The following is a 19,251-nucleotide window of genomic DNA, read 5'->3' as shown; positions in this document are numbered from 1 at the left end:
TGGACAATGCCAATCCATAATTGGAATCTGACATTGTCGCAATTGGCCATCCACTTCGAAGGTAGGTTAGATGGTGTGCTAGATATTTAGCAACTTAGGCTGACACAGAATTCTGAACGCTCTCTTTACCTAAGTTTCCATTTCAAAATAATCAATTAACAAGTAAACCGGAAATGAGTATCTTTTCTGGTGACGACACTTATAGTCCAATACCCTTTGAATCAATTTATAATGAAAAATGGCTCTTTGTTATTCCTCCTATTAGAAATGATATACATATGGAAGAGAAGTAGTTTATAAATGCTCTCCTGAGGAATCTATTAGACCAATAGTGAAAAATGTAGACGGGGGCTTTGAATTTAATTATTTTGATTTAGCTGCTTTTAAAAATGTGGCATGGGGTTACCAAAAAGAGTTTCGATATATTTTCTTCATTATACCTTCAAGTCCCGATGTTATAGCAAATTGGAGAAAAACAGGAGAACATGCTATCTATAGGCACCTCTTAAGATGGACTTCCCAGCTTTCACTAGACAGTTTCTAACTCAGAAAAATACGCTTCCTCAAACTTAGCAGGTGAAACACCGCCTGTGTGTGAATGGCGTTTTTTTGGATTGTAGAACATTTCTATAAAATTGAATATCTCAGCTTTCGCATCTTCCCTTGTCGAATATATCTTACGCTTAACTATTCGCTTTTTAATCGTCGCAAAAAAGCTTTCAGCAACTGCATTATCGTGACAATTCCCAGCTCGACTCATTGAGGGTACAAGGTTATGTTCTTTCATAAAGGCTAAGTAATCAGCGCTACCATACTGGCTTCCTTGATCACTATGTACCATTACGTCAGCTTTGGGTTGGCGCTGATAAACTGCCATGAGCAATGCTTTAATTACTAAGTGCTTGTCCATGTTTTTATCCATCGACCAGCCTACGATGCGCCTAGAGAATAAATCCATGACAGTTGCTACATACAAGAAGCCTTTATAGGTTCTCACATAAGTAATATCACTTACCCAAGTTTGATTCGGCGCAGGAGGATTAAACTGACGAGCTAGCAAGTTATCTGCAATGCGCGATGTTTTATCGCCTTTAATATGGCGACGTTTATAGCCTATTTGCGCTTTGAGTTTATGTTGGCGCATGATCTTAGCTACGCGATTAACACTACATTGCTCACCAGCTTCACGTAAATCTGCGTGTATCCAAGGACTACCGTAAGTGCCACCACTGGCAACGTAAAACTCTCTAATAAGCTTAAGCAAACGATTATCTTAGATTTCTCTGTCACTCAATGGCTTCTTTAACCACGCATAAAAGCCACTGCGGTGTAGCTTAAATAGTTTACACATCACAACAATAGAAAACTCATTTTGATGCTCACGAATAAAAGCGTACTTTACTCGGGGGTGCTGGCAAAGTACCTTGCGGCCTTTTTTAGAATGTCGCGTTCCTCCGTGACACGTTTTAGCTCGGCCTCAAGTTTGGCAATCCTTAGTTGTTCATCTGATGATTTGGTTTGTTTGGGTTTCTCTGATAACTGGCTTCGCCAGTGATATAACGTTTTGGTACAAATATCTAATCGTTCTGATACTTCAGCAACTGAATAACCACGTTCAGTTATTTGTTTAACTGCTTCTATTTTAAATTCTTGGGTATACCGTTTGCCTTTGCTCATAAAACACCTCTAATTAGAAGTTACAATGTAACTCATTGGGTGTCTAGCAAACTATGGGAAGTCCAAGATGCCTTCAGGATAATGTAGACAATACACTTGAATACTTCGACATACCTCTTGGGGATGTAATAGACAGCGTTGAAATAACACTAGGTCCATGCTGTAGTGAATCTGAAGTTTTAAAATAAAAAAGCTGCTAGATGAATACACTTCAAATGCAAAGATAAAACGAAGTGTGTTGACTGGATATGTATAAAATATTGGTACAGTGAAAAAGTTAATTTATTGGAATACTTTCAAGATATAATAGGCAAGCCATAGGGCGGCTTGCCAAGGAGTGTAAATACTAACTTGCTGAGGATGTAACTAATTTAGTGTAGTAATTTCATATGGTTTATCTGCGGATTTCTTAGTAACCATAATAAGCTTAAACCCTTTACCAAATGCATCAATTACCTGCCAGTCAATACGAATTATTGCATCTTGAGCTTTATCTTCATTGAAATCGCCTGTGGCAACAACGTTGTAAAACATTTGTTCAGTTTCAGTCTCAACTTTTATTGCTCCACTTATGTCTAATGATGTATTAAATTTTTTATGATATTCACTTAGCGTTTTATCTTGCCTTTGGCTTTTATCATACTTATTAACATAAGGGTAAGCTGTAGCCGGAAGATTGCTAATATCATTTTTATCAAGAATTTCCTGTAAATAACTGACGTTTGAGCTTTTAACTTGAGAGTATTTTTTCAATGCGATACAGTTTGCTTTCAACATCTGTAACAAATGAAATTCGCTTACAGCTATATCATGAGAAGTGGTTTCTTCTACTTGTTTGCAGTTAGAAAAGTGTACATTTTTCTCTGAACGTAAAGTTAAATCATAATTTAATTTAATATTCCGGTAATCCACCACAACTTCTGATTCTAAACCTGTAAAATAATTAACAAATAATTTAGGTTTTATTTCATTAGCAGATAATTTTGAGCAGGCAATACAGATAAATATCAATAATATCAATGATAAGCTTTTCATGGTGTCATCACCTTTATGTTGCTTACCGCAGATAGTTTTGCTCTTACGTAGTTATTTCTTTCTGCACTGAGTTGAGGGCGGTAGCTTTCTTTAGCTGCTTTAATCCAATCCCCAGTTTTGATTGCTTTATCAAATTCAGTAAACTTTGTGACAATTTTTACTGCGCCTAAGTTAAAAATCATATCAAATAATGCGACTTGTATATTTTTGTCTAATTTATCAAAGTCATCGTAATAACCATTAGATTTTTTATATAGAGTAGAAAGCTCTTTGTAAAAAGAATCCATATGTTTGTTTAATTGACGTGTAATTTCTACATCTTTAATTGTGAGTGAAGTAAATTGCTTATACCATTCAGCTTTATAGTTTCTTCTTTGTTTAGCTATTGTTTCAAATTCTTTTTGTTTTTCTAGAGGAGTCGCAGGAGGACCAGGTTGATTGTTAACTACTTTATTCATTGGGAGCAGGACTGCAGCTTGTTTGTTTTTTATCATATGACCTACGCCTATGGTTACATAGCCCTGAGAGTCTAGATAAAAGTGATTAATTTTTTTCTCATATTTTATAATGTTTTTAATTACTTCTGATTTCACCTGTGCATTTAATGGCATTTTAAATTCCTTTTATTAATAGTAATTACCTAATTGGCATACAAGAATACTCAGAACTACCCTAAAAAACAACAATCATGAACATAAGTAGTGCATACTAGTTCACTTAAAAATAATGGGCAGGCTCAAATTTAACTTTTAAGCGATTTGTTTTTCGGCTAGGTTTAATTCCATAATGGCTTTTAATAAACGGTATAAGTTTATTGATGCGTCAATTTCTTCTTTACGGTTTGTTAAGCTTTCAATATTTAAGCCCAGTGGCACATCTAGGTGCGCACAGCTTTTGAGTATTAGGTCGAGATTTTCTCGGCAAATACGTACAGATTCACTTAAGGTATTGTCTGCATCAAGCATGCGCCATTTAGTGGCCTCTGGCACTGAGATACCCAACCATTGCATAAACTCTAAGGTTTTATCGCCACCGCATGGCGTAAACGTTAAAATAATCCGTTTTGGTGTAATACCTTGTGCTTTACAGGTACGCGCATAACTTGTTATTAGCTCTATAGTTGCTTGCGCGTCGTAAACCGCTTGCGATATAAAAAACTGACAACCTTGTGCTGTTTTTTCTATAAGGCGTTCGTGCTCATTTCGCTTACTTGAATGTCGCTCAGCAATGGTGACGCCCCCTAAAAAGAAGTCATCACTTTGCTCTGCAAGCGTTTTATAGGCATCGGGCAAGCTTAGTTTTATATCACCTACCGATGAGGGGCTACCCACTAAAACGACATTTTTTAAATCGTAGTCGTTTTTAGTTTCATCCAACCAGCCTTTAAATTCCTCTACACCACGTTGTGCCACACTTTTGTAAGTAATGACATCTGGAGCAGATAAATTACGTAGTAAGTGGCTGTATTCACGTGGGTCTACAGTTTGTTTAAACGGAAATGGGCGTGCTTTATCTGTACGGCTACTTTCATCTTGAATGTCGTAAATTATCACGCCGTCGTATTCAATTTCGTGTAAGCGAGCAAGTAGTTTTTCTGCAATGATTTTTAGTTGCGCTTTATCAGTACCAATTTTAGGTGGAGTAGTACCAATAAGATAAACACCTTGATTGGTGTCTTCTATTTTTTCTTGTAGTGATAAAGCCATAATCCTCATTCCAGCTTAGTCCAATGTATGTAATTCAATATAACAGCCATTTAGACGTCTAGATAGATTTATTTAATGAAAGTTTTTCAATCAACTTGAGTTTTTTTCATACTTAAATGTTTTTAAAATAGGGAATTGACACAGTTGTTTACATTATAAATAGCCGATGGGCTCTTATATTTAGTGGCTTTGGGGCATAATCTAAGCGAGTTAGCATTAAACCTAATAACAAATTTGCTCAATTTAAAAAGGGACAACAATGAAATTTAAATTACTAGCAACAAGCTTAGCGGTATCGCTGGCACTAACAGGCTGCGCAACACAGCAAAGCGAAAACACCCAAACGGCACAACAACAGCAAACAACAAAAGCTGACGAACGTGTATTTTCGCAAGAGTACTTAATCGAAGAGCTTGATAACGGCTTACGTGTAATGGTTGTTAAAACCGATTACCCCGATGTCGTCTCGCTGCAAATTCCGGTATCGGTTGGCTCACGTAATGAAGTAAAAGCAGGTAAAACCGGTTTTGCTCACTTTTTTGAGCACATGATGTTTAAAGGCTCTAAAAAATTTCCGCAAGAGGAATACACTGCCATATTTAAAAATGCAGGGGTCGATAACCGTGCTTACACCACTAACGATTACACAAACTACCATTTAAACTTTTCAAAGCAGCACCTTGATAAAGTACTTGAAATTGAAGCCGATATTTTTCAAAACTTAACCTACACCGAAGAGCAATTTAGAACCGAAGCGCTAACGGTTAAAGGGGAATATTTAAAAAATAACGCCAGCCCAATTCGTAAGTTATTGAGCGCAGTACGCGAAGAAGCGTTTGATACGCACACTTATAAACATACCACCATGGGCTTTTTTGAAGATATAGAAGCCATGCCAGATCAAATGGCTTACGGTAAAGAATTTTTTGATAAGTTTTATAAGCCTGAATATGTATCGCTAGTGATTGTGGGCGATGTTGACCCACAAGCTACAATGGCTATGGTTAAAAAACATTGGGGTGGCTGGAAAAAAGGCGATTACGTTGCTGATATAAAAGCCGAGCCTGCACAACAAGTGCCTAAATATGTACATGAGAAAAACGAAGGTTTGCCTGGTCATTGGTTGCTTGTATCTTACAAGGGGGCTGCATGGGAGCCTGCTAAAAAGGACAGAGCCGCACTTGATTTAATCTCACAGCTTTATTTTTCTAATAACTCCGATTTATACCAAGAGCTAGTCGTTGATAAACAAATAGCGAGTCAAATGTTTACCTACAATCCAGAGACAAAAGATCCTGGCTTACTGCATGTGTTTGTAAAAGTAGAAAACGAAGATGATTTAGCAAAAGCACGCGATGCTATTAACCGCACTTATGCAAAAGCACGTACCGAACTTGTTGATGAGCAAAAACTAAGTGATTTAAAGTCTAACCTTAAATACAGCTTTATTAACGGCTTAGACTCATCGCAAGCGATTGCATCAACCCTTGCAAGTTACATGCATTTTGAGCGCGACCCAGAGGTTATTAACCAGCTTTATAAATCGGCCGACAACATCACAGCCCAAGACATTAAAGCTGTGGCTAATAAATATTTTGTAGATGACGCGCGTACTACCGTAACTATGTCGGCACTTGATAAAGCGCCAGGCTTTGAACAAGAAACAAGCTTAAACGCATTAGTCGCTAAGCGTGATAAAGCGCCAGAGGCACCCGTATTTAAAGTGCTTGATAAAACGAATAGCTCACCGCTGATTGATGTAAACTTTCTATTCAATACAGGGGCTGCTGCAGACCCGCAAGGTAAAAAAGGGGTTGCTGCGCTCACAGCCGCTATGCTTGCTCAAGGTGGCTCGCAAAGTACGAGTTACAAAGACATACAAAAAGCGCTTTATCCGCTTGCTGGCAGCTTTGGTTATCAAATAGATAAAGAAATGCTGTCATTCCAAGGGCGTATTCATAAAGATAACGCTGCCACATGGTATGCGCTTGTAAGCGATCAATTACTTAACCCAGGTTTTAGAGACGATGACTTTAAACGCCTTAAAAAAGAAATGATCGACGGTATTAAGTCGGGATTAAAAGCCTCTAACGATGAAGAGCTAGGTAAAGAAGTGCTTTACAGCGCACTTTACAAAGGCCACCCATACGAAAGCTACAATTACGGTGATATTTCGGATTTAGAAGCACTAACGCTTGATGATGTAAAAGCATTTTACAATACAGAGCTTACCCAATCTAAACTAACACTGGGTTTAATTGGCGCTGTGCCAAAAGCGCTTAAAACCGAAATTATGAGCGACTTAGCAACCTTACCTAAAGGCGAGCAAAGCCGTTTAAGTATTCCTGATGCGCCAGAGCTCAAAGGTCACCATGCCACGATTGTAGAAAAGTCGGCGCAATCTACCGCGGTATCGTTTGGTTTCCCAATTGATACTATTCGCAGTAGTGAAGATTGGACAGCCCTTTGGCTGGTGCGTTCGTACTTTGGTGAGCACCGTAGTTCTAACTCATACCTGTATGAGCGAATTCGTCAAACACGTGGTATGAACTACGGCGATTACGCCTACATTGAGTACTTCCCACGTGGCATGTTTCAAACTAAGCCTGATGCCAACTTAGGGCGCTCTGAGCAAATATTCCAAATTTGGTTACGCCCGCTGCGCTCTAATAACGATGCACACTTTGCAACACGTACCGCTTTGTTTGAGCTGGATAAGCTTATTAAAAATGGCTTAACCGAAAAAGACTTTGAAGCAACACGTAACTTTTTAATTAACTACGTACCGCAGCTTGTCGCAAGTCAAAACCGCCAATTAGGTTATGCACTTGATAGTGAGTTTTATAACACAGAGTCGTTTGTAAAATACGTGACAAGTAAACTTGAAAAGCTAACGCTTGCTGATGTTAATCGCGTGATTAAAGATAATCTGCAAACAGATAACGTACAGTACGTGTTTATTACCGGTGACGGCGAAGACATGAAAAAACGTTTAGTGTCAGAGCAAACATCGCCAATGGTTTACAACACAGAAAAACCAGCAGCGCTTGTTGCTGAGGATAAAGTCATTGCCGATTATAAATTAGCTATTCCAGCTAACAACATTGAAGTAATAGCTGTTGAAAAAGTGTTTCAGTAATTAATCTCTTTTTCTAACATATAAAAAATGCCCCAGTGCTTATAGCCTGGGGCATTTTTATTTAATTAGTGCTATTAAAGCGTAATATTAGTTAGTCGCTAAAAGCACTGAGCCTGCGCCTAGAGCAAAGCTTATTAAGGAACTAATAACCACTCCCGCTAAAAAGCTTTTAGTTGGCGTACTTTTAACGTCATTATTTATAGGCTCATCAAGTTTAATTAGCTCGCCTTGGCGTACTTCAAGTACCGCGCAAAGCGCCATAGTGGTTTCTTTAGAAGCGGCGCCTTCTTTTTCGACCCGTTGAATGGTCCGCAAACTTACATCGCAGGCATCTGCGAGCTGTTGCTGCGTCCAATCTAACTTACTTCTAAGCGATTTAACTGTTGTAGGATTTAATTGCACGTTAAAGCTTCCCTACAAATAGTTCAACAATTGTTGCCGTTGTATAGCCAAACACCGCGCCACCTAATGTACAGCCAGCAAGAAAAAATGCTGCTTTTTTAGGATCGTCTGAAAGACTACTTTGAACTTGTTTGGCTATCACACTGCTATTTTTATAAAGAGTGCACTCCAGACGCCCCGTAAGTATATTAAGCATGTCAAATTTTACTTGGTACTGTGAGCCCTCAAAAGCAAAAGAGTGCGTGCTTGCACAGTAGATATTTCGTTTTTTACTGAATAGGTCATCGTTTACAAAGACTTCTTCTTTACCAGTAAAGTAGCTTCCAAAACAGGCTATTTGATTGTCGCCATCTTGAAAGTAAAATTTATAACCAAGCTTTTTTGTATTTAATATATCGTTTTTCATCATCGTTATCCTTGTTGAGTTGATGATGCTAATTTAGCGTTTGTTTTTATTTTTTACGCCGTCAGTAGTATGCCAGTAGCTAGTTTGGCATATGACAGTAACCCTGTCATGCTACTTTAGTATCTGATTTTTAATGTAAAAGTAAAATTTTTTATATTTTTTATAGACTACTTAGCTGTCATACGGAGTATTACTTCACATTGATAAATTATGCAACTAACGTGAAGTAAAGTAACAATGTTGTGTTAAAAAATTGTTATTGATTATACTGATTAACAACAAAGCTAAAATGGAAAGCTCGTGATTGACGATAAAGCGTTTTTTAAGTTGGTACTAGATACCACGCCCGACCAAGTAGTGGTTATTAATTCTAACGGCGACATAGTCTATATAAACCGAAGCTGGCAAAACTTTGGTGAGCAAAACGACTGTGCCTGCTGTGATATGTGGGAGCAGCAAAATTACTTAGCAGAGTGTGAAAAAGCTGCTAAAAAAGGAGATAGCTTTGGTTTAAAGGCATTTAACGGCATTAAATCAGTTATTTCGGGGGCTAATGACGACTTCTATTTAGAATATCCATGCCATAGTGAAGATGAAAAACGTTGGTTTATGATGCGAGTAGTGTCGTTTAGCCATACAGATAAAGCGTATTACGCTATTAGTCATCAAAATATTACCGAGCGTAAACTGGCTGAAGAACAAGTACAAAAACTTGCCGCTATTGATGGCTTAACTGATATTGCTAACCGAGGCTTTTTTGATACCTTTTTAGAGCAAGAGTGGAATCGTTGTCAGCGTTTAGGTATGCCGCTTTCGTTGGCTATTATTGATATAGATGATTTTAAATTACTCAATGATACTTACGGCCACCAACAAGGCGATACATGCTTAAAAAGGGTGGCAAAAGTACTCAATGAATTTACTAAACGCCCAGGTGATTTATGTGCCCGTTTTGGTGGTGAAGAGTTTGTATTAGTGTATGGAAATACAAATTCAGATCAGGCCTTGTTAGTATTGAACGATATTTTAGAAAAATTAAAACAGTTAAACATTGAAAATAAACATTCATTACCAAGCAGAACCCTTACAGTGAGTGTAGGCCTCACTACTATTACACCTAATAGTGACTTTACCTGTGCGTATTTAATCAAAGAAGCAGACTATTTACTTTATAAAGCAAAAGATAAAGGAAAAGATGCTTTGTGTGTGAGTGATTTAGCACTCATATAATTTTTTTACTCTTAGTTATACCTAATAACCAGAACAAATAACTAAGGCGTTAACACCTTAGGCTTTAAATCCGTTAAACTTAGGAAAAGGCTCTTTTTATATCAATTTAAGGCAGTGTAGTATTATGCGTCATGAAATTTGGCAACAGCTTCGTAGTGAAGCGAATGAAGTTGTAACTCGCGAACCACTTTTAGCAAGTCATGTGTATTCATGCATTTTAAATCATGAGTGTTTAGGTTCGGCGTTAAGCTTTATTGTTGCTAATAAGTTGGCAGATGCTGTTGTATCGGCTTTTACAATACGTGAGTTGTTTGACCAAGCGTTTGTAAAGTGCGACCGTATGCTTACCTATGTGGCCGAAGATATTAAAGCCGTTAAAGACAGAGACCCGGCAGCCGAAACCTACCTTACGGTTATTTTAAACCTAAAAGGGTTTCATGCTATTCAAGCGCATCGTTTAGCTAACTGCTTGTGGCAGCAAAACCGTAAAGAGCTTGCTCGTTTTATTCAAAGCCGAACCTCAGAAGTGTTTGGGGTTGATATTCACCCTGCGTGTCAGGTGGGTAAAGGGATAATGTTTGACCACGCCACCGGTATTGTTATTGGTGAAACGGCGGTAATTGAAGATAACGTATCAATACTGCAATCGGTCACGCTTGGTGGTACGGGTAACGAGCAGGGCGACCGTCATCCTAAAATTAGAGCCGGTGTGCTTATTGGTGCAGGCGCTAAAGTGCTGGGTAATATTGAAGTAGGCGAGGGCGCACGTATTGGCGCAGGTTCAGTCGTTTTAACTGCGGTACCGCCACATACCACCGCTGTAGGCGTACCGGCTAAAATTATTGGCAGACCGGATTGTCCGTGTCCGGCGCAAAGTATGAACCAAAACTTTTTAACCACTCCAGAGCCTGAAAACGAATCACACACCAGCGCCATGCTGTAATAGCAGCCTGTATAAATAAAAATAATTTTAAAAGGAATTAAAATGAACAAAAATAGCTTATTAACACTAGGGATAGGATTTATTGCGGGTGTAGGTTTAACGTGGAGCTACTTTAATTTATCTTCAAGTGACGCAAACCCCGCAAAGTTACAACATGCTGATACAAAGCAGCAGGCACCTTTTGTTCAGCCAGTTAAAAGCAGTGAAGCAACAGCAAAGCGTGTTATACCAGCAGCCCCTGAGCAAAGCGCTCGTATAGAGCAAAAAGATAATCCCCCTAAACCAGAACCACAACCGCTAGATGAGCTTCCTTTAGAAGAGCAAGTATCGCAGCTTAAACAGCAATTAGCAGCGCAAAAAGCCTTGATGAAAAACGCGGCGCAGCAGCTGCGTGACCCCTCTGATGCACAAGCCGTTTTGCAAGCGCAATTTGATGAGCAAATACGTAATGAAGAGTGGGCTTATCAAACAGAAGTAGCTTTACAAGATTTTTTACTTACCTCTGATCTAAGCTCTATCCCAGAGATTGTTAGTGCAGCGTGTAAAACCACCGTATGTAAATTTGAACTTGCTGCACCTACTGATAACGACTCGTTTGATCATACCCAATGGCGAGAGCTAAACGATAAGTTAATGAAGCAAGAGTTTTGGTTGCAATTTAAAAGAACAACCTCAACGTCAAGCGACACCGAACTAACCTTACTAATGGCCACAGAGCTTTAACTGAAAGAGCTTTACAACACCGTTGATTTTATAGCGCCATCGGCCAGCTCTGTAATTAGCACGTCACCCGTTTTAATGTGATCTACCGATTTAACCACTTTGCCTTGTTGGGTTTTGGTTATGCTGTAACCGCGCGCTAAAACATTAAGTGGACTTACCGAGTCGAGCCTACTCGCTTGCAGCGCTAAACTATTTTGCGCGTGTTGCAACTTGTGCTGCATTGCTTGCTCAAGCCGAGTTTGTATCTGCATAAGCTGATGGCTGGCCTGCGATAACTTTTTATCGGGCGATTGACGCATTAAACGCGGGGTTAAATTATTAAGCGTGCGCTCTTGTTGGTAAAGGCGATTGCGCATGCCTTGTTGTAAGGCAATAGTTAACTCGTCTAATCGCTGCGCTTTTTGATTAAGTTGATTGCGCGGATGACACAAGTTTAGCCGATGCTGTAACTGTGTTGCTAGTGCACGCTTATCGGCCATATCGTGTTTAAAGGCATTATTTAACCGGTTAATGAGCTCAATAACCTTGCCATGTAGCTCTTGCGTGTTGGGGCTGACAAGCTCAGCGGCTGCTGAGGGCGTTGCTGCGCGTACATCGGCAACGTAGTCGCTTATGGTTGTGTCTATTTCGTGGCCTACCGCACTGACTATGGGTAATTCACTTTGATAAATAGCACGCGCAAGCTGCTCATGGTTAAAGCACCATAAATCTTCTAACGAGCCACCGCCTCGCCCTAGAATAAGTACGTCGACCTCATTGCGTGCATTGGCTAACTGTATTTGGTTAATTAAGTGCACATGGGCTTCTTTGCCTTGCACCATGGCTGGGTAAATAATGACTTCTAATTGCGGCGCGCGGCGTTTAAGTACGGTTAATATATCTTTTATAGCAGCGCCCGTTGCTGAGGTTATTACACCTACACGGTTTATATTTTGCGGCAGTGGTTTTTTATAGGCTGAACTAAACAAGCCCTCAGCAGCTAGGCGCATTTTTAATGCATCAAACTCTTGCTTAAGCTGGCCTTCACCGGCAGGTTCCATATGCTCAACAATAAGCTGATAATCACCGCGTGGTTCGTAAAGTGAAACTCGGGCTCTTACTGTTACTTGTGCGCCGTTTTCGGGGCGGTAACTTTGAGAGCGGTTATTGCCGCGCCACATAGCCGCTTTAATTTGTGCTTTTTCATCTTTTAACGAAAAGTACCAATGCCCAGAAGCAGGGGTAATAAAGTTAGAAATTTCGCCTGTTAAAATTAGCGATGCAAAGCCCTGCTCAAGAACTGTACGAATCTCTCTGTTAAGGCGCGATACGGTGTAAACCGTTTGCGAAGGCTTCGAAAACATAAAAAACAACCTAAAACTATTATGAGGCAAGTTATAAGGCAAGTTTATCATAAATATTTGCGAAATATTATTTACGAATGCCCACAACGCTGTTAAAATTTGGCCGCAATTCCTTATCTTAGATCCACATGTGAGAAGTTGCCAAAATGCTTAGAATCGCTAAAGAAGCTCTTACCTTTGATGACGTACTTTTAGTACCTGGTCATTCTACTGTTTTGCCACACACGGCAAATATTTCAACTCGCTTAACGCGTGGTATCAAACTTAACTTGCCGCTTATTTCAGCATCTATGGATACTGTTACAGAAGCTCGTTTAGCTATTGCCCTCGCGCAGGAAGGTGGTCTTGGTTTTATTCATAAAAACATGACCATTGAAGAACAAGCGAGAAACGTACGTAAAGTTAAAACCTATGAAGCAGGTATTGTGTCATTCCCTGTTACTGTGTCTGCCGATTTAACCATTGCAGATGCGACGCTTCTTTCGCAAGAAAAAGGGTTCTCGGGTTTCCCGGTTACTGATAGCGAAAATAACCTACTAGGTATTGTTACTGGTCGTGACATGCGTTTTGAAACGAAGCTTGAACAGCCTGTTTCTAGCGTTATGACTCAAAAAGACAAACTGGTAACGGTTCAAGAAGGTGCATCGCGCGAAGAAATTTTAGGTTTAATGCACGAACACCGCATTGAAAAAATCTTAGTGGTTGATGATGCGTTTAAACTAAAAGGCATGATCACCGTAAAAGATTACCAAAAAGCGCAAGACAAACCACATGCATGTAAAGACGAGCTAGGTCGTTTACGTGTAGGTGCTGCAGTTGGTGTTGGCGCAGGTACTGATGAGCGAATTGCTGCATTAGTAGAGGCGGGTGTTGATGTTTTACTTATCGATACTTCACACGGCCACTCACAAGGTGTTATTGACCGTGTTTCTCAAACTCGTGAAACTTACCCAGATTTACAAATTATTGCCGGTAACGTTGCTACAGCCGAAGGCGCAATTGCCCTTGCTGATGCAGGTGTGGATGCGGTTAAAGTAGGTATTGGCCCAGGTTCAATTTGTACTACGCGTATTGTTACAGGTTGTGGTGTGCCACAAATTACGGCTATTTCTGATGCGGTAGATGGCTTACAAGGGCGTGACATTCCAGTAATTGCTGATGGCGGTATTCGTTTTTCTGGCGATATTGTTAAAGCATTGGTTGCGGGTGCATCGTGTGTAATGGTGGGCTCAATGCTTGCTGGTACAGAAGAAGCGCCAGGCGAAGTTGAACTTTACCAAGGCCGTTACTACAAATCTTACCGTGGTATGGGCTCATTGGGTGCGATGGATCAAAAAGAAGGTTCGTCAGATCGTTACTTCCAAAAATCTAACCAAGCTGACAAATTAGTACCTGAAGGTATTGAAGGTCGCGTCGCTTATAAAGGCCCAATTGCAACGATTATTCATCAGCAAGTGGGTGGCCTTCGTAGCGCAATGGGATTAACGGGTTGTGCCACCATTGAAGAGCTAAATACTAAACCGCAGTTTGTACGTGTTACATCTGCAGGTATGGGTGAGTCGCACGTTCACGATGTGCAAATTACCAAAGAAGCGCCTAACTACCGCTTAGGTTAAACAACACGTTTAAATTACGGGGCTGGAATTACCAGCCCTCTTTTATAGCCACTAAGCAAATTAGTGGAATCTAGCATCTACTTTACGAGATCCTTCATGAGCAAAGATATTCACGATTCACGAATTCTAATTTTAGATTTTGGTTCGCAATACACTCAATTAATCGCGCGTCGTATCCGCGAAATTGGCGTTTACTGTGAGCTGTGGGCATGGGATGTGACCGAAGAGCAAATTCGCGAATTTAATCCACAAGGTATTATTTTATCTGGTGGCCCTGAGTCAACCACACTAGAGAACAGCCCGCGTGCACCTGAATACGTGTTTAACGCTGGCGTGCCAGTGCTGGGTATTTGTTACGGCATGCAAACCATGGCAGCTCAACTTGGCGGTAGTGTACACAGCTCAGATAAAAAAGAGTTTGGTTATGCACAAGTAGAAAAAGTGGGTAACTGTGCATTATTCGATGCAATTGAAGATCATATTACCGATGGCGGCAACGGCGTTTTAGACGTGTGGATGAGCCACGGCGACAAAGTAATGGAAGTGCCGGCAAGCTTTAGCACCACAGCTAAAACACCAACGTGTCCGCATGCTGCTATGTCTAACGAAGAAAAACGTTTTTACGGCGTACAATTTCACCCAGAAGTAACGCACACTCATCAAGGACAACGTTTATTAGAGCGTTTTGCAATTGATATTTGTGGTTGTGAAAAGCTATGGACACCTGCCAAAATTATTGATGATGCTATTGAGCGCATTAAAGAAACCGTTGGCGATGACGAAGTTATTTTAGGCTTATCAGGAGGTGTTGATTCATCTGTTGTAGCAATGCTGATCCACCGTGCAATTGGCGAAAACCTAACATGTGTATTTGTTGATAATGGCTTACTTCGCTTAAACGAAGGCCAGCAAGTTATGGACATGTTTGGCAATAAATTTGGCTTAAACATTGTTAAAGTAGACGCTGAGGAGCAATTTTTAGCTGACCTTGCGGGCAAATCAGATCCAGAAGAAAAACGTAAAGCCATTGGCCATACGTTTATTAATGTATTTGATGAGCAAGCTAAAAAGCTTAAAAATGCGAAGTGGTTAGGTCAAGGGACTATTTACCCAGACGTAATAGAATCAGCCGCTTCAGCCACAGGTAAAGCACACGTAATTAAATCTCACCACAACGTGGGCGGCTTACCAGATGATATGAAAATGGGCTTAGTTGAGCCATTACGTGAATTATTTAAAGATGAAGTACGTAAAATTGGTTTAGAGCTTGGTTTACCGTACGACATGCTTTATCGCCACCCGTTCCCAGGGCCAGGTTTAGGTGTACGTGTACTTGGCGAAATTAAAAAAGAGTACTGTGATTTACTACGTCGTGCTGATGCTATCTTTATTGAAGAGCTACACAAAGCTGAGCTTTATCATAAAGTAAGCCAAGCGTTTACTGTATTCTTACCTGTTAAGTCGGTAGGGGTTATGGGCGATGCACGTAAATATGATTGGGTTGTATCACTACGTTGTGTTGAAACTATCGACTTTATGACGGCGCGTTGGTCACATTTACCGTATGAGTTTTTAGGTGTGGTTTCTAACCGTATTATTAACGAAATTGACGGTATCTCACGTGTTGTTTACGATATTTCTGGTAAACCACCGGCCACTATTGAGTGGGAATAACACCCGTTTTTACTAATGGTTAATGCCTTTTAGATAGCAAACATAGTTTTGTTATCTAAATAATAAAAAGTCCGCTTACACGGACTTTTTTTATGCCTAAAAACCGTTAGCTCTTGCCCACTAAACTCATTAAGTGAAGTGGGCTAGGTGGGTTTATTTTGCAGGGATTGGTGTAAGTTGCTCGGTTTCTGTAAGTAGCCCTTTAACTAGGCTAATACAGCCTAAAATTAAAATAATAGTAAAGGGCAGGGCGGCAATAATAGTAATGTATTGCAATGCTTGAATTGAATCGGTGCCACCAATCCACAGCATTAACATAGCAATAATACTGGCAATAACGGCCCATACTAGCTTTTGCTTTATAGGTACTTCTAGTTTTCCGCCTGATGTAAGGCTATCTATTACAATAGAGCCGGAGTCGAGGGTGGTAACAAAAAAGATAATTATTAGCGCCACAGCTAAAAGAGAGAGCAGCGTACCGAATGCATAAGCATCTAGCATATAAAACAAGCTAAGCGTTACATCTGTAATACCTTGGTTTGCGCCAAGTACACCAACTTCATTTATAATTTGATCAATCGCAACACCACCAAAAACCGACATCCAAGCAGTAGTCACAAGAGTAGGAATGAGTAATACATACACTAAAAATTCGCGTATGGTGCGCCCTTTTGAAATACGCGCTACAAACATACCAAAGCAAGGTGCGTATGCAACCCACCACGCCCAATAAAACACAGTCCAGCCATGTAGCCACTGCGTATCTTCTCGGCCTGTGCTTGAGCTTAGAGGAATGATATTTTTAACATAACCTATTACGGCTGTGTATGCAGAATCAAGTACCGTGGTAAAGTTTAAAATAAACACTAACCCCAGAAACACAAAGGCTATGCCCATATTTATATTACTTAGGAGTTTAACGCCGCCATCCATACCGCGTACAATAGAGAGGATAGCCAAGCTCATAATTAATAAAATAATGCCTTGTTGTAATAATAAAGAGCTTTTAAAGCCGAGCACGTGGCTAATACCACTGGCAGCTTGTGCCCCGCCTAGGCCTAACGACGTAGCAAGACCAAAAAGGGTTACTAATACCGCCATTACATCAATAACATCACCTAACTTGCCCCATACTCTATCTCCTAAAAGCGGATAAAATATTGAGCGCATAGAAAGCGGTAAGCCTTTGTTATAAACAAAATAGGCTAGGCACAAAGCGGTCATACCGTAAATTGCCCACGCGTGCAGACCCCAATGGAAAACAGTAGCCCCTAAAGCCATTTCTCGGCCTTGCTCACTAAAGGCTTCAGCGTTAAGCGGTGTGCCAAACCAGTCGGTGTAAAAGGCGCTGGGCTCTGCCACGCCCCAAAAAATAAGGCCAATACCCATGCCTGCAGCAAAGAGCATAGATACCCACGATAAGGTTGAATAGTCTGTAGTTGCTTTATCGCCGCCAAGGCGAATTTTACCCAGCGGTGAAGCGGCAATACCCACTGCAAACAGCAGTAATATATTGGCGCCCCACATAAATACGTAGTCAAAATTAGTTAGCGCTGCATTTTTTATTGAGTTAATCGCCTCTTTAGCTTCGTTAGGCGAGAGTGCAAGTAGAGTAATTATAAAAAGTAGAGATAGGCCAATAGAAACAGAAAATACATTAGTATGAATATCCATGCCCCATTTGCTAACGTTATCTTGTCCTACTTGGTAATCGGTTGAATCGATACTGTATTTTTTTGATTTAAACTTCATATAACACGGCGTGAACTACCAGCAACTGCTAATAGTAAAGCTCCTCCATATTTGCATTGTGAATGACCCGCGTAAGTAAGATACATGATGAAATATGCAATTAGGTGGTAATACCAATCGACTTAAATACTTAGTCTTTCTAGCGAGCTAAATAAAGCGCTAACAGCGTTATAAATTTCTCAGGTAGAGCAACTACATGTAAAAATTAATGCCTTGTAACCGCTCTATTTATCTGTCGCTATAAGCGACTAATAACTTAACACGATTGGTATAACGCGGATCCCCTAGACGCTAAACTGTATCATAAATGCTGCCAATGTTATTGATTTGTTTATGTATACAGCAACTCAACCAAGCTAAATCGCTATAAAAATAACTAGCAGCAAGTGTAAATACACCATGCTAGCTAAAGTATTTAACACTTAAGAAGGAATTTACAGCATAGCGTTTGGGCTAAGCGTAGGTAAAACAGTACCGCGGTTATTAAGCTCGCACGGTTTTAAAGCACATACTGCAGTTTTAATTACGCTAAGCTGAGCAGCATTTATTTTTTTAAAGGTGAGTGCTGCTAAAGCTAAAGTGGCTTTACAGCGCTATTTAGCTTGCTAATTCAGCGTTTTGTATAATTAAAAAGCAGTTAAACTAAAAAGTTAATTTTTTACTTTACCTTTTCTAAAAGGTCTCTATAATTCGTCGACATTGCAGGGGCGTAGTTCCAATTGGTAGAACAGCGGTCTCCAAAACCGACGGTTGGGAGTTCGAATCTCTCCGCCCCTGCCATTTCTTCTTTACATCGTTTTTATTACTTCATATATTGTTCTAGTGTTTAATCTACTGAGTTGTTATGCATCCACGTTACGCAGCTATTTTTGGTATAGAAAACCTTGAACTAAATCAGCATTATCGTCCTAAAAATACTGATCCTACTTTAGCCGTTTCACAAAGCACTCCAGCTGAGTCTTTAGCGCTGAGCAAACAGTTATTAAGTGATATACGTTTAAGTGCACCTTCTTTAACAATTAATCATGTTTTAAAAGGGCCAGACATACAGTTAACCGACGATAAACTTACACTACCAACCTCACAGCTCAGTGCTTCTGATAAGCGCGCTTTATGGGCTTTAATGAGCACACACCTTGATAAACTTTAAACCTGTAAACGAAAGCGCAATAGCACAATTAATGGCTATTGAAACTGCCTGCCACTCTCATCCTTGGTCTCTTAAAACAATGAGCTCTTGCATGGGTGGCCGTTACTTTAATTTAGCGGCGTTTGATGAAAACACCCTAGTAGGTTTTTATATAGGTGAAAAGGCAGGGCCTGACTTTACCCTTATGGATATATGTGTAACGCCCAGTGAGCAAGGTAAAGGCATTGCAAGGCAGTTACTTAGCCAGTTTATTGAATATGGCGAGCAGCAAAATGCTGAAAATCTTTTTTTAGAAGTACGCGAATCAAACGCGCGTGCAATAACGCTTTACGAACATGCTGGCTTTACGCAAATGTCGGTACGTAAAAACTATTACCCAAGCGATGAGTTCTCTAAGAATGGCTATGAAGACGCCATACTAATGGGTATGGCGCTTAACTTAGGGTTTAGTTAAA

At 40.1% G+C, this 19,251-nt stretch carries 15 protein-coding genes, 1 tRNA gene and 1 pseudogene; 9 read left to right on the top strand and 8 right to left on the bottom strand.

The window, feature by feature from the left end; all coding sequences use genetic code 11:
• Positions 1-529: 529 nt before the first annotated feature.
• The 4 genes and pseudogenes from PSH48_RS11560 to PSH48_RS11545 form a co-directional block, all read right to left on the bottom strand.
• Positions 530-1,677, bottom strand: a pseudogene (locus PSH48_RS11560) (IS3 family transposase).
• A 366-nt stretch (positions 1,678-2,043) separates the two neighbouring features.
• On the bottom strand, positions 2,044-2,712 hold the full coding sequence (locus PSH48_RS11555) for a hypothetical protein (RefSeq protein WP_273611612.1): 669 nt from the start codon (positions 2,710-2,712) through the stop codon (positions 2,044-2,046).
• A complete protein-coding gene (locus PSH48_RS11550) occupies positions 2,709-3,323 on the bottom strand; it encodes a hypothetical protein (RefSeq protein ID WP_273607679.1) in 615 nt (204 codons plus the stop codon). The genes PSH48_RS11555 and PSH48_RS11550 overlap by 4 nt, the downstream gene beginning before the upstream one ends.
• A gap of 138 nt (positions 3,324-3,461) precedes the next feature.
• Complete coding sequence (locus PSH48_RS11545) at positions 3,462-4,418, bottom strand: methylenetetrahydrofolate reductase (protein ID WP_024033159.1); 957 nt, start codon at positions 4,416-4,418, stop codon at positions 3,462-3,464.
• A 259-nt stretch (positions 4,419-4,677) separates the two neighbouring features.
• Here PSH48_RS11545 and PSH48_RS11540 point away from each other — a divergent pair, with 259 nt between their 5' ends.
• Positions 4,678-7,557 carry a M16 family metallopeptidase gene (locus PSH48_RS11540; RefSeq protein WP_273611611.1) on the top strand — a complete coding sequence of 960 codons (2,880 nt, stop codon included), beginning with the start codon at positions 4,678-4,680 and terminating at the stop codon, positions 7,555-7,557.
• Between the two features lie 87 nt (positions 7,558-7,644).
• Here PSH48_RS11540 and PSH48_RS11535 read toward each other — a convergent pair whose 3' ends face one another.
• Together PSH48_RS11535 and PSH48_RS11530 are read right to left on the bottom strand one after the other, a co-directional pair.
• Positions 7,645-7,959: a helix-turn-helix transcriptional regulator gene (locus PSH48_RS11535; protein ID WP_054982750.1), complete on the bottom strand. Its 315-nt coding sequence runs from the start codon at positions 7,957-7,959 to the stop codon at positions 7,645-7,647.
• A 1-nt stretch (position 7,960) separates the two neighbouring features.
• Positions 7,961-8,368: a hypothetical protein gene (locus tag PSH48_RS11530; RefSeq protein ID WP_054982749.1), complete on the bottom strand. Its 408-nt coding sequence runs from the start codon at positions 8,366-8,368 to the stop codon at positions 7,961-7,963.
• A 297-nt stretch (positions 8,369-8,665) separates the two neighbouring features.
• Between PSH48_RS11530 and PSH48_RS11525 the strand changes: the two genes are divergently transcribed.
• From PSH48_RS11525 to PSH48_RS11515, 3 genes are all read left to right on the top strand, one after another.
• A complete protein-coding gene (locus tag PSH48_RS11525) occupies positions 8,666-9,595 on the top strand; it encodes a sensor domain-containing diguanylate cyclase (RefSeq protein ID WP_273611610.1) in 930 nt (309 codons plus the stop codon).
• Positions 9,596-9,719: 124 nt separating this feature from the next.
• Positions 9,720-10,538, top strand: coding sequence for a serine O-acetyltransferase (gene cysE, locus PSH48_RS11520; RefSeq protein WP_004586131.1), 819 nt, complete (start codon positions 9,720-9,722; stop codon positions 10,536-10,538).
• 42 nt (positions 10,539-10,580) lie between these two features.
• The gene (locus PSH48_RS11515) at positions 10,581-11,261 is read left to right on the top strand and encodes a hypothetical protein (RefSeq protein WP_273611609.1); all 681 of its coding nucleotides are present in this window, start codon (positions 10,581-10,583) and stop codon (positions 11,259-11,261) included.
• Between the two features lie 11 nt (positions 11,262-11,272).
• Here the strand turns inward: PSH48_RS11515 and xseA are convergent, their stop codons facing one another.
• Entirely contained in the window at positions 11,273-12,604 is a 1,332-nt protein-coding gene (xseA, locus tag PSH48_RS11510; protein ID WP_273611608.1) for an exodeoxyribonuclease VII large subunit, read from the bottom strand.
• Between the two features lie 146 nt (positions 12,605-12,750).
• Here xseA and guaB point away from each other — a divergent pair, with 146 nt between their 5' ends.
• Positions 12,751-14,220: an IMP dehydrogenase gene (gene guaB, locus PSH48_RS11505; RefSeq protein ID WP_273588741.1), complete on the top strand. Its 1,470-nt coding sequence runs from the start codon at positions 12,751-12,753 to the stop codon at positions 14,218-14,220.
• A gap of 96 nt (positions 14,221-14,316) precedes the next feature.
• Entirely contained in the window at positions 14,317-15,894 is a 1,578-nt protein-coding gene (gene guaA, locus PSH48_RS11500) for a glutamine-hydrolyzing GMP synthase (RefSeq protein WP_024033152.1), read from the top strand.
• Between the two features lie 153 nt (positions 15,895-16,047).
• Here guaA and PSH48_RS11495 read toward each other — a convergent pair whose 3' ends face one another.
• Positions 16,048-17,646, bottom strand: a complete 1,599-nt coding sequence (locus PSH48_RS11495) for a BCCT family transporter (RefSeq protein ID WP_273611607.1) — start codon at positions 17,644-17,646, stop codon at positions 16,048-16,050.
• A gap of 703 nt (positions 17,647-18,349) precedes the next feature.
• On the opposite strand from PSH48_RS11495, the gene PSH48_RS11490 reads away from it, so the two are divergent.
• From PSH48_RS11490 to rimI, 3 genes are all read left to right on the top strand, one after another.
• Positions 18,350-18,426: transfer RNA gene (locus PSH48_RS11490), tRNA-Trp, on the top strand.
• A gap of 64 nt (positions 18,427-18,490) precedes the next feature.
• Entirely contained in the window at positions 18,491-18,796 is a 306-nt protein-coding gene (locus tag PSH48_RS11485) for a hypothetical protein (RefSeq protein WP_273611606.1), read from the top strand.
• A complete protein-coding gene (gene rimI / locus PSH48_RS11480) occupies positions 18,783-19,250 on the top strand; it encodes a ribosomal protein S18-alanine N-acetyltransferase (protein WP_273611605.1) in 468 nt (155 codons plus the stop codon). The genes PSH48_RS11485 and rimI overlap by 14 nt, the downstream gene beginning before the upstream one ends.
• The last annotated feature ends 1 nt before the right edge of the window (position 19,251 follow it).

The organism is Pseudoalteromonas sp. Angola-4, assembly GCF_028599265.1.
In the GTDB taxonomy this organism is placed as follows: domain Bacteria; phylum Pseudomonadota; class Gammaproteobacteria; order Enterobacterales; family Alteromonadaceae; genus Pseudoalteromonas; species Pseudoalteromonas atlantica.
Note: the sequence above shows the minus strand (reverse complement) of the source record. Positions and strands in the feature narration are given on the sequence as shown.

Coding starts and splice junctions, on each gene's coding strand:
- xseA (WP_273611608.1), bottom strand. CDS start 12,604: ATGTTTTCGAAGCCTTCGCAAACGGTTTACACCGTATCGCGCCTTAAC.
- PSH48_RS11495 (WP_273611607.1), bottom strand. CDS start 17,646: ATGAAGTTTAAATCAAAAAAATACAGTATCGATTCAACCGATTACCAA.
- PSH48_RS11550 (WP_273607679.1), bottom strand. CDS start 3,323: ATGCCATTAAATGCACAGGTGAAATCAGAAGTAATTAAAAACATTATA.
- cysE (WP_004586131.1), top strand. CDS start 9,720: ATGCGTCATGAAATTTGGCAACAGCTTCGTAGTGAAGCGAATGAAGTT.
- PSH48_RS11515 (WP_273611609.1), top strand. CDS start 10,581: ATGAACAAAAATAGCTTATTAACACTAGGGATAGGATTTATTGCGGGT.
- PSH48_RS11555 (WP_273611612.1), bottom strand. CDS start 2,712: ATGAAAAGCTTATCATTGATATTATTGATATTTATCTGTATTGCCTGC.
- guaB (WP_273588741.1), top strand. CDS start 12,751: ATGCTTAGAATCGCTAAAGAAGCTCTTACCTTTGATGACGTACTTTTA.
- PSH48_RS11540 (WP_273611611.1), top strand. CDS start 4,678: ATGAAATTTAAATTACTAGCAACAAGCTTAGCGGTATCGCTGGCACTA.
- PSH48_RS11485 (WP_273611606.1), top strand. CDS start 18,491: ATGCATCCACGTTACGCAGCTATTTTTGGTATAGAAAACCTTGAACTA.
- guaA (WP_024033152.1), top strand. CDS start 14,317: ATGAGCAAAGATATTCACGATTCACGAATTCTAATTTTAGATTTTGGT.
- PSH48_RS11530 (WP_054982749.1), bottom strand. CDS start 8,368: ATGATGAAAAACGATATATTAAATACAAAAAAGCTTGGTTATAAATTT.
- PSH48_RS11545 (WP_024033159.1), bottom strand. CDS start 4,418: ATGGCTTTATCACTACAAGAAAAAATAGAAGACACCAATCAAGGTGTT.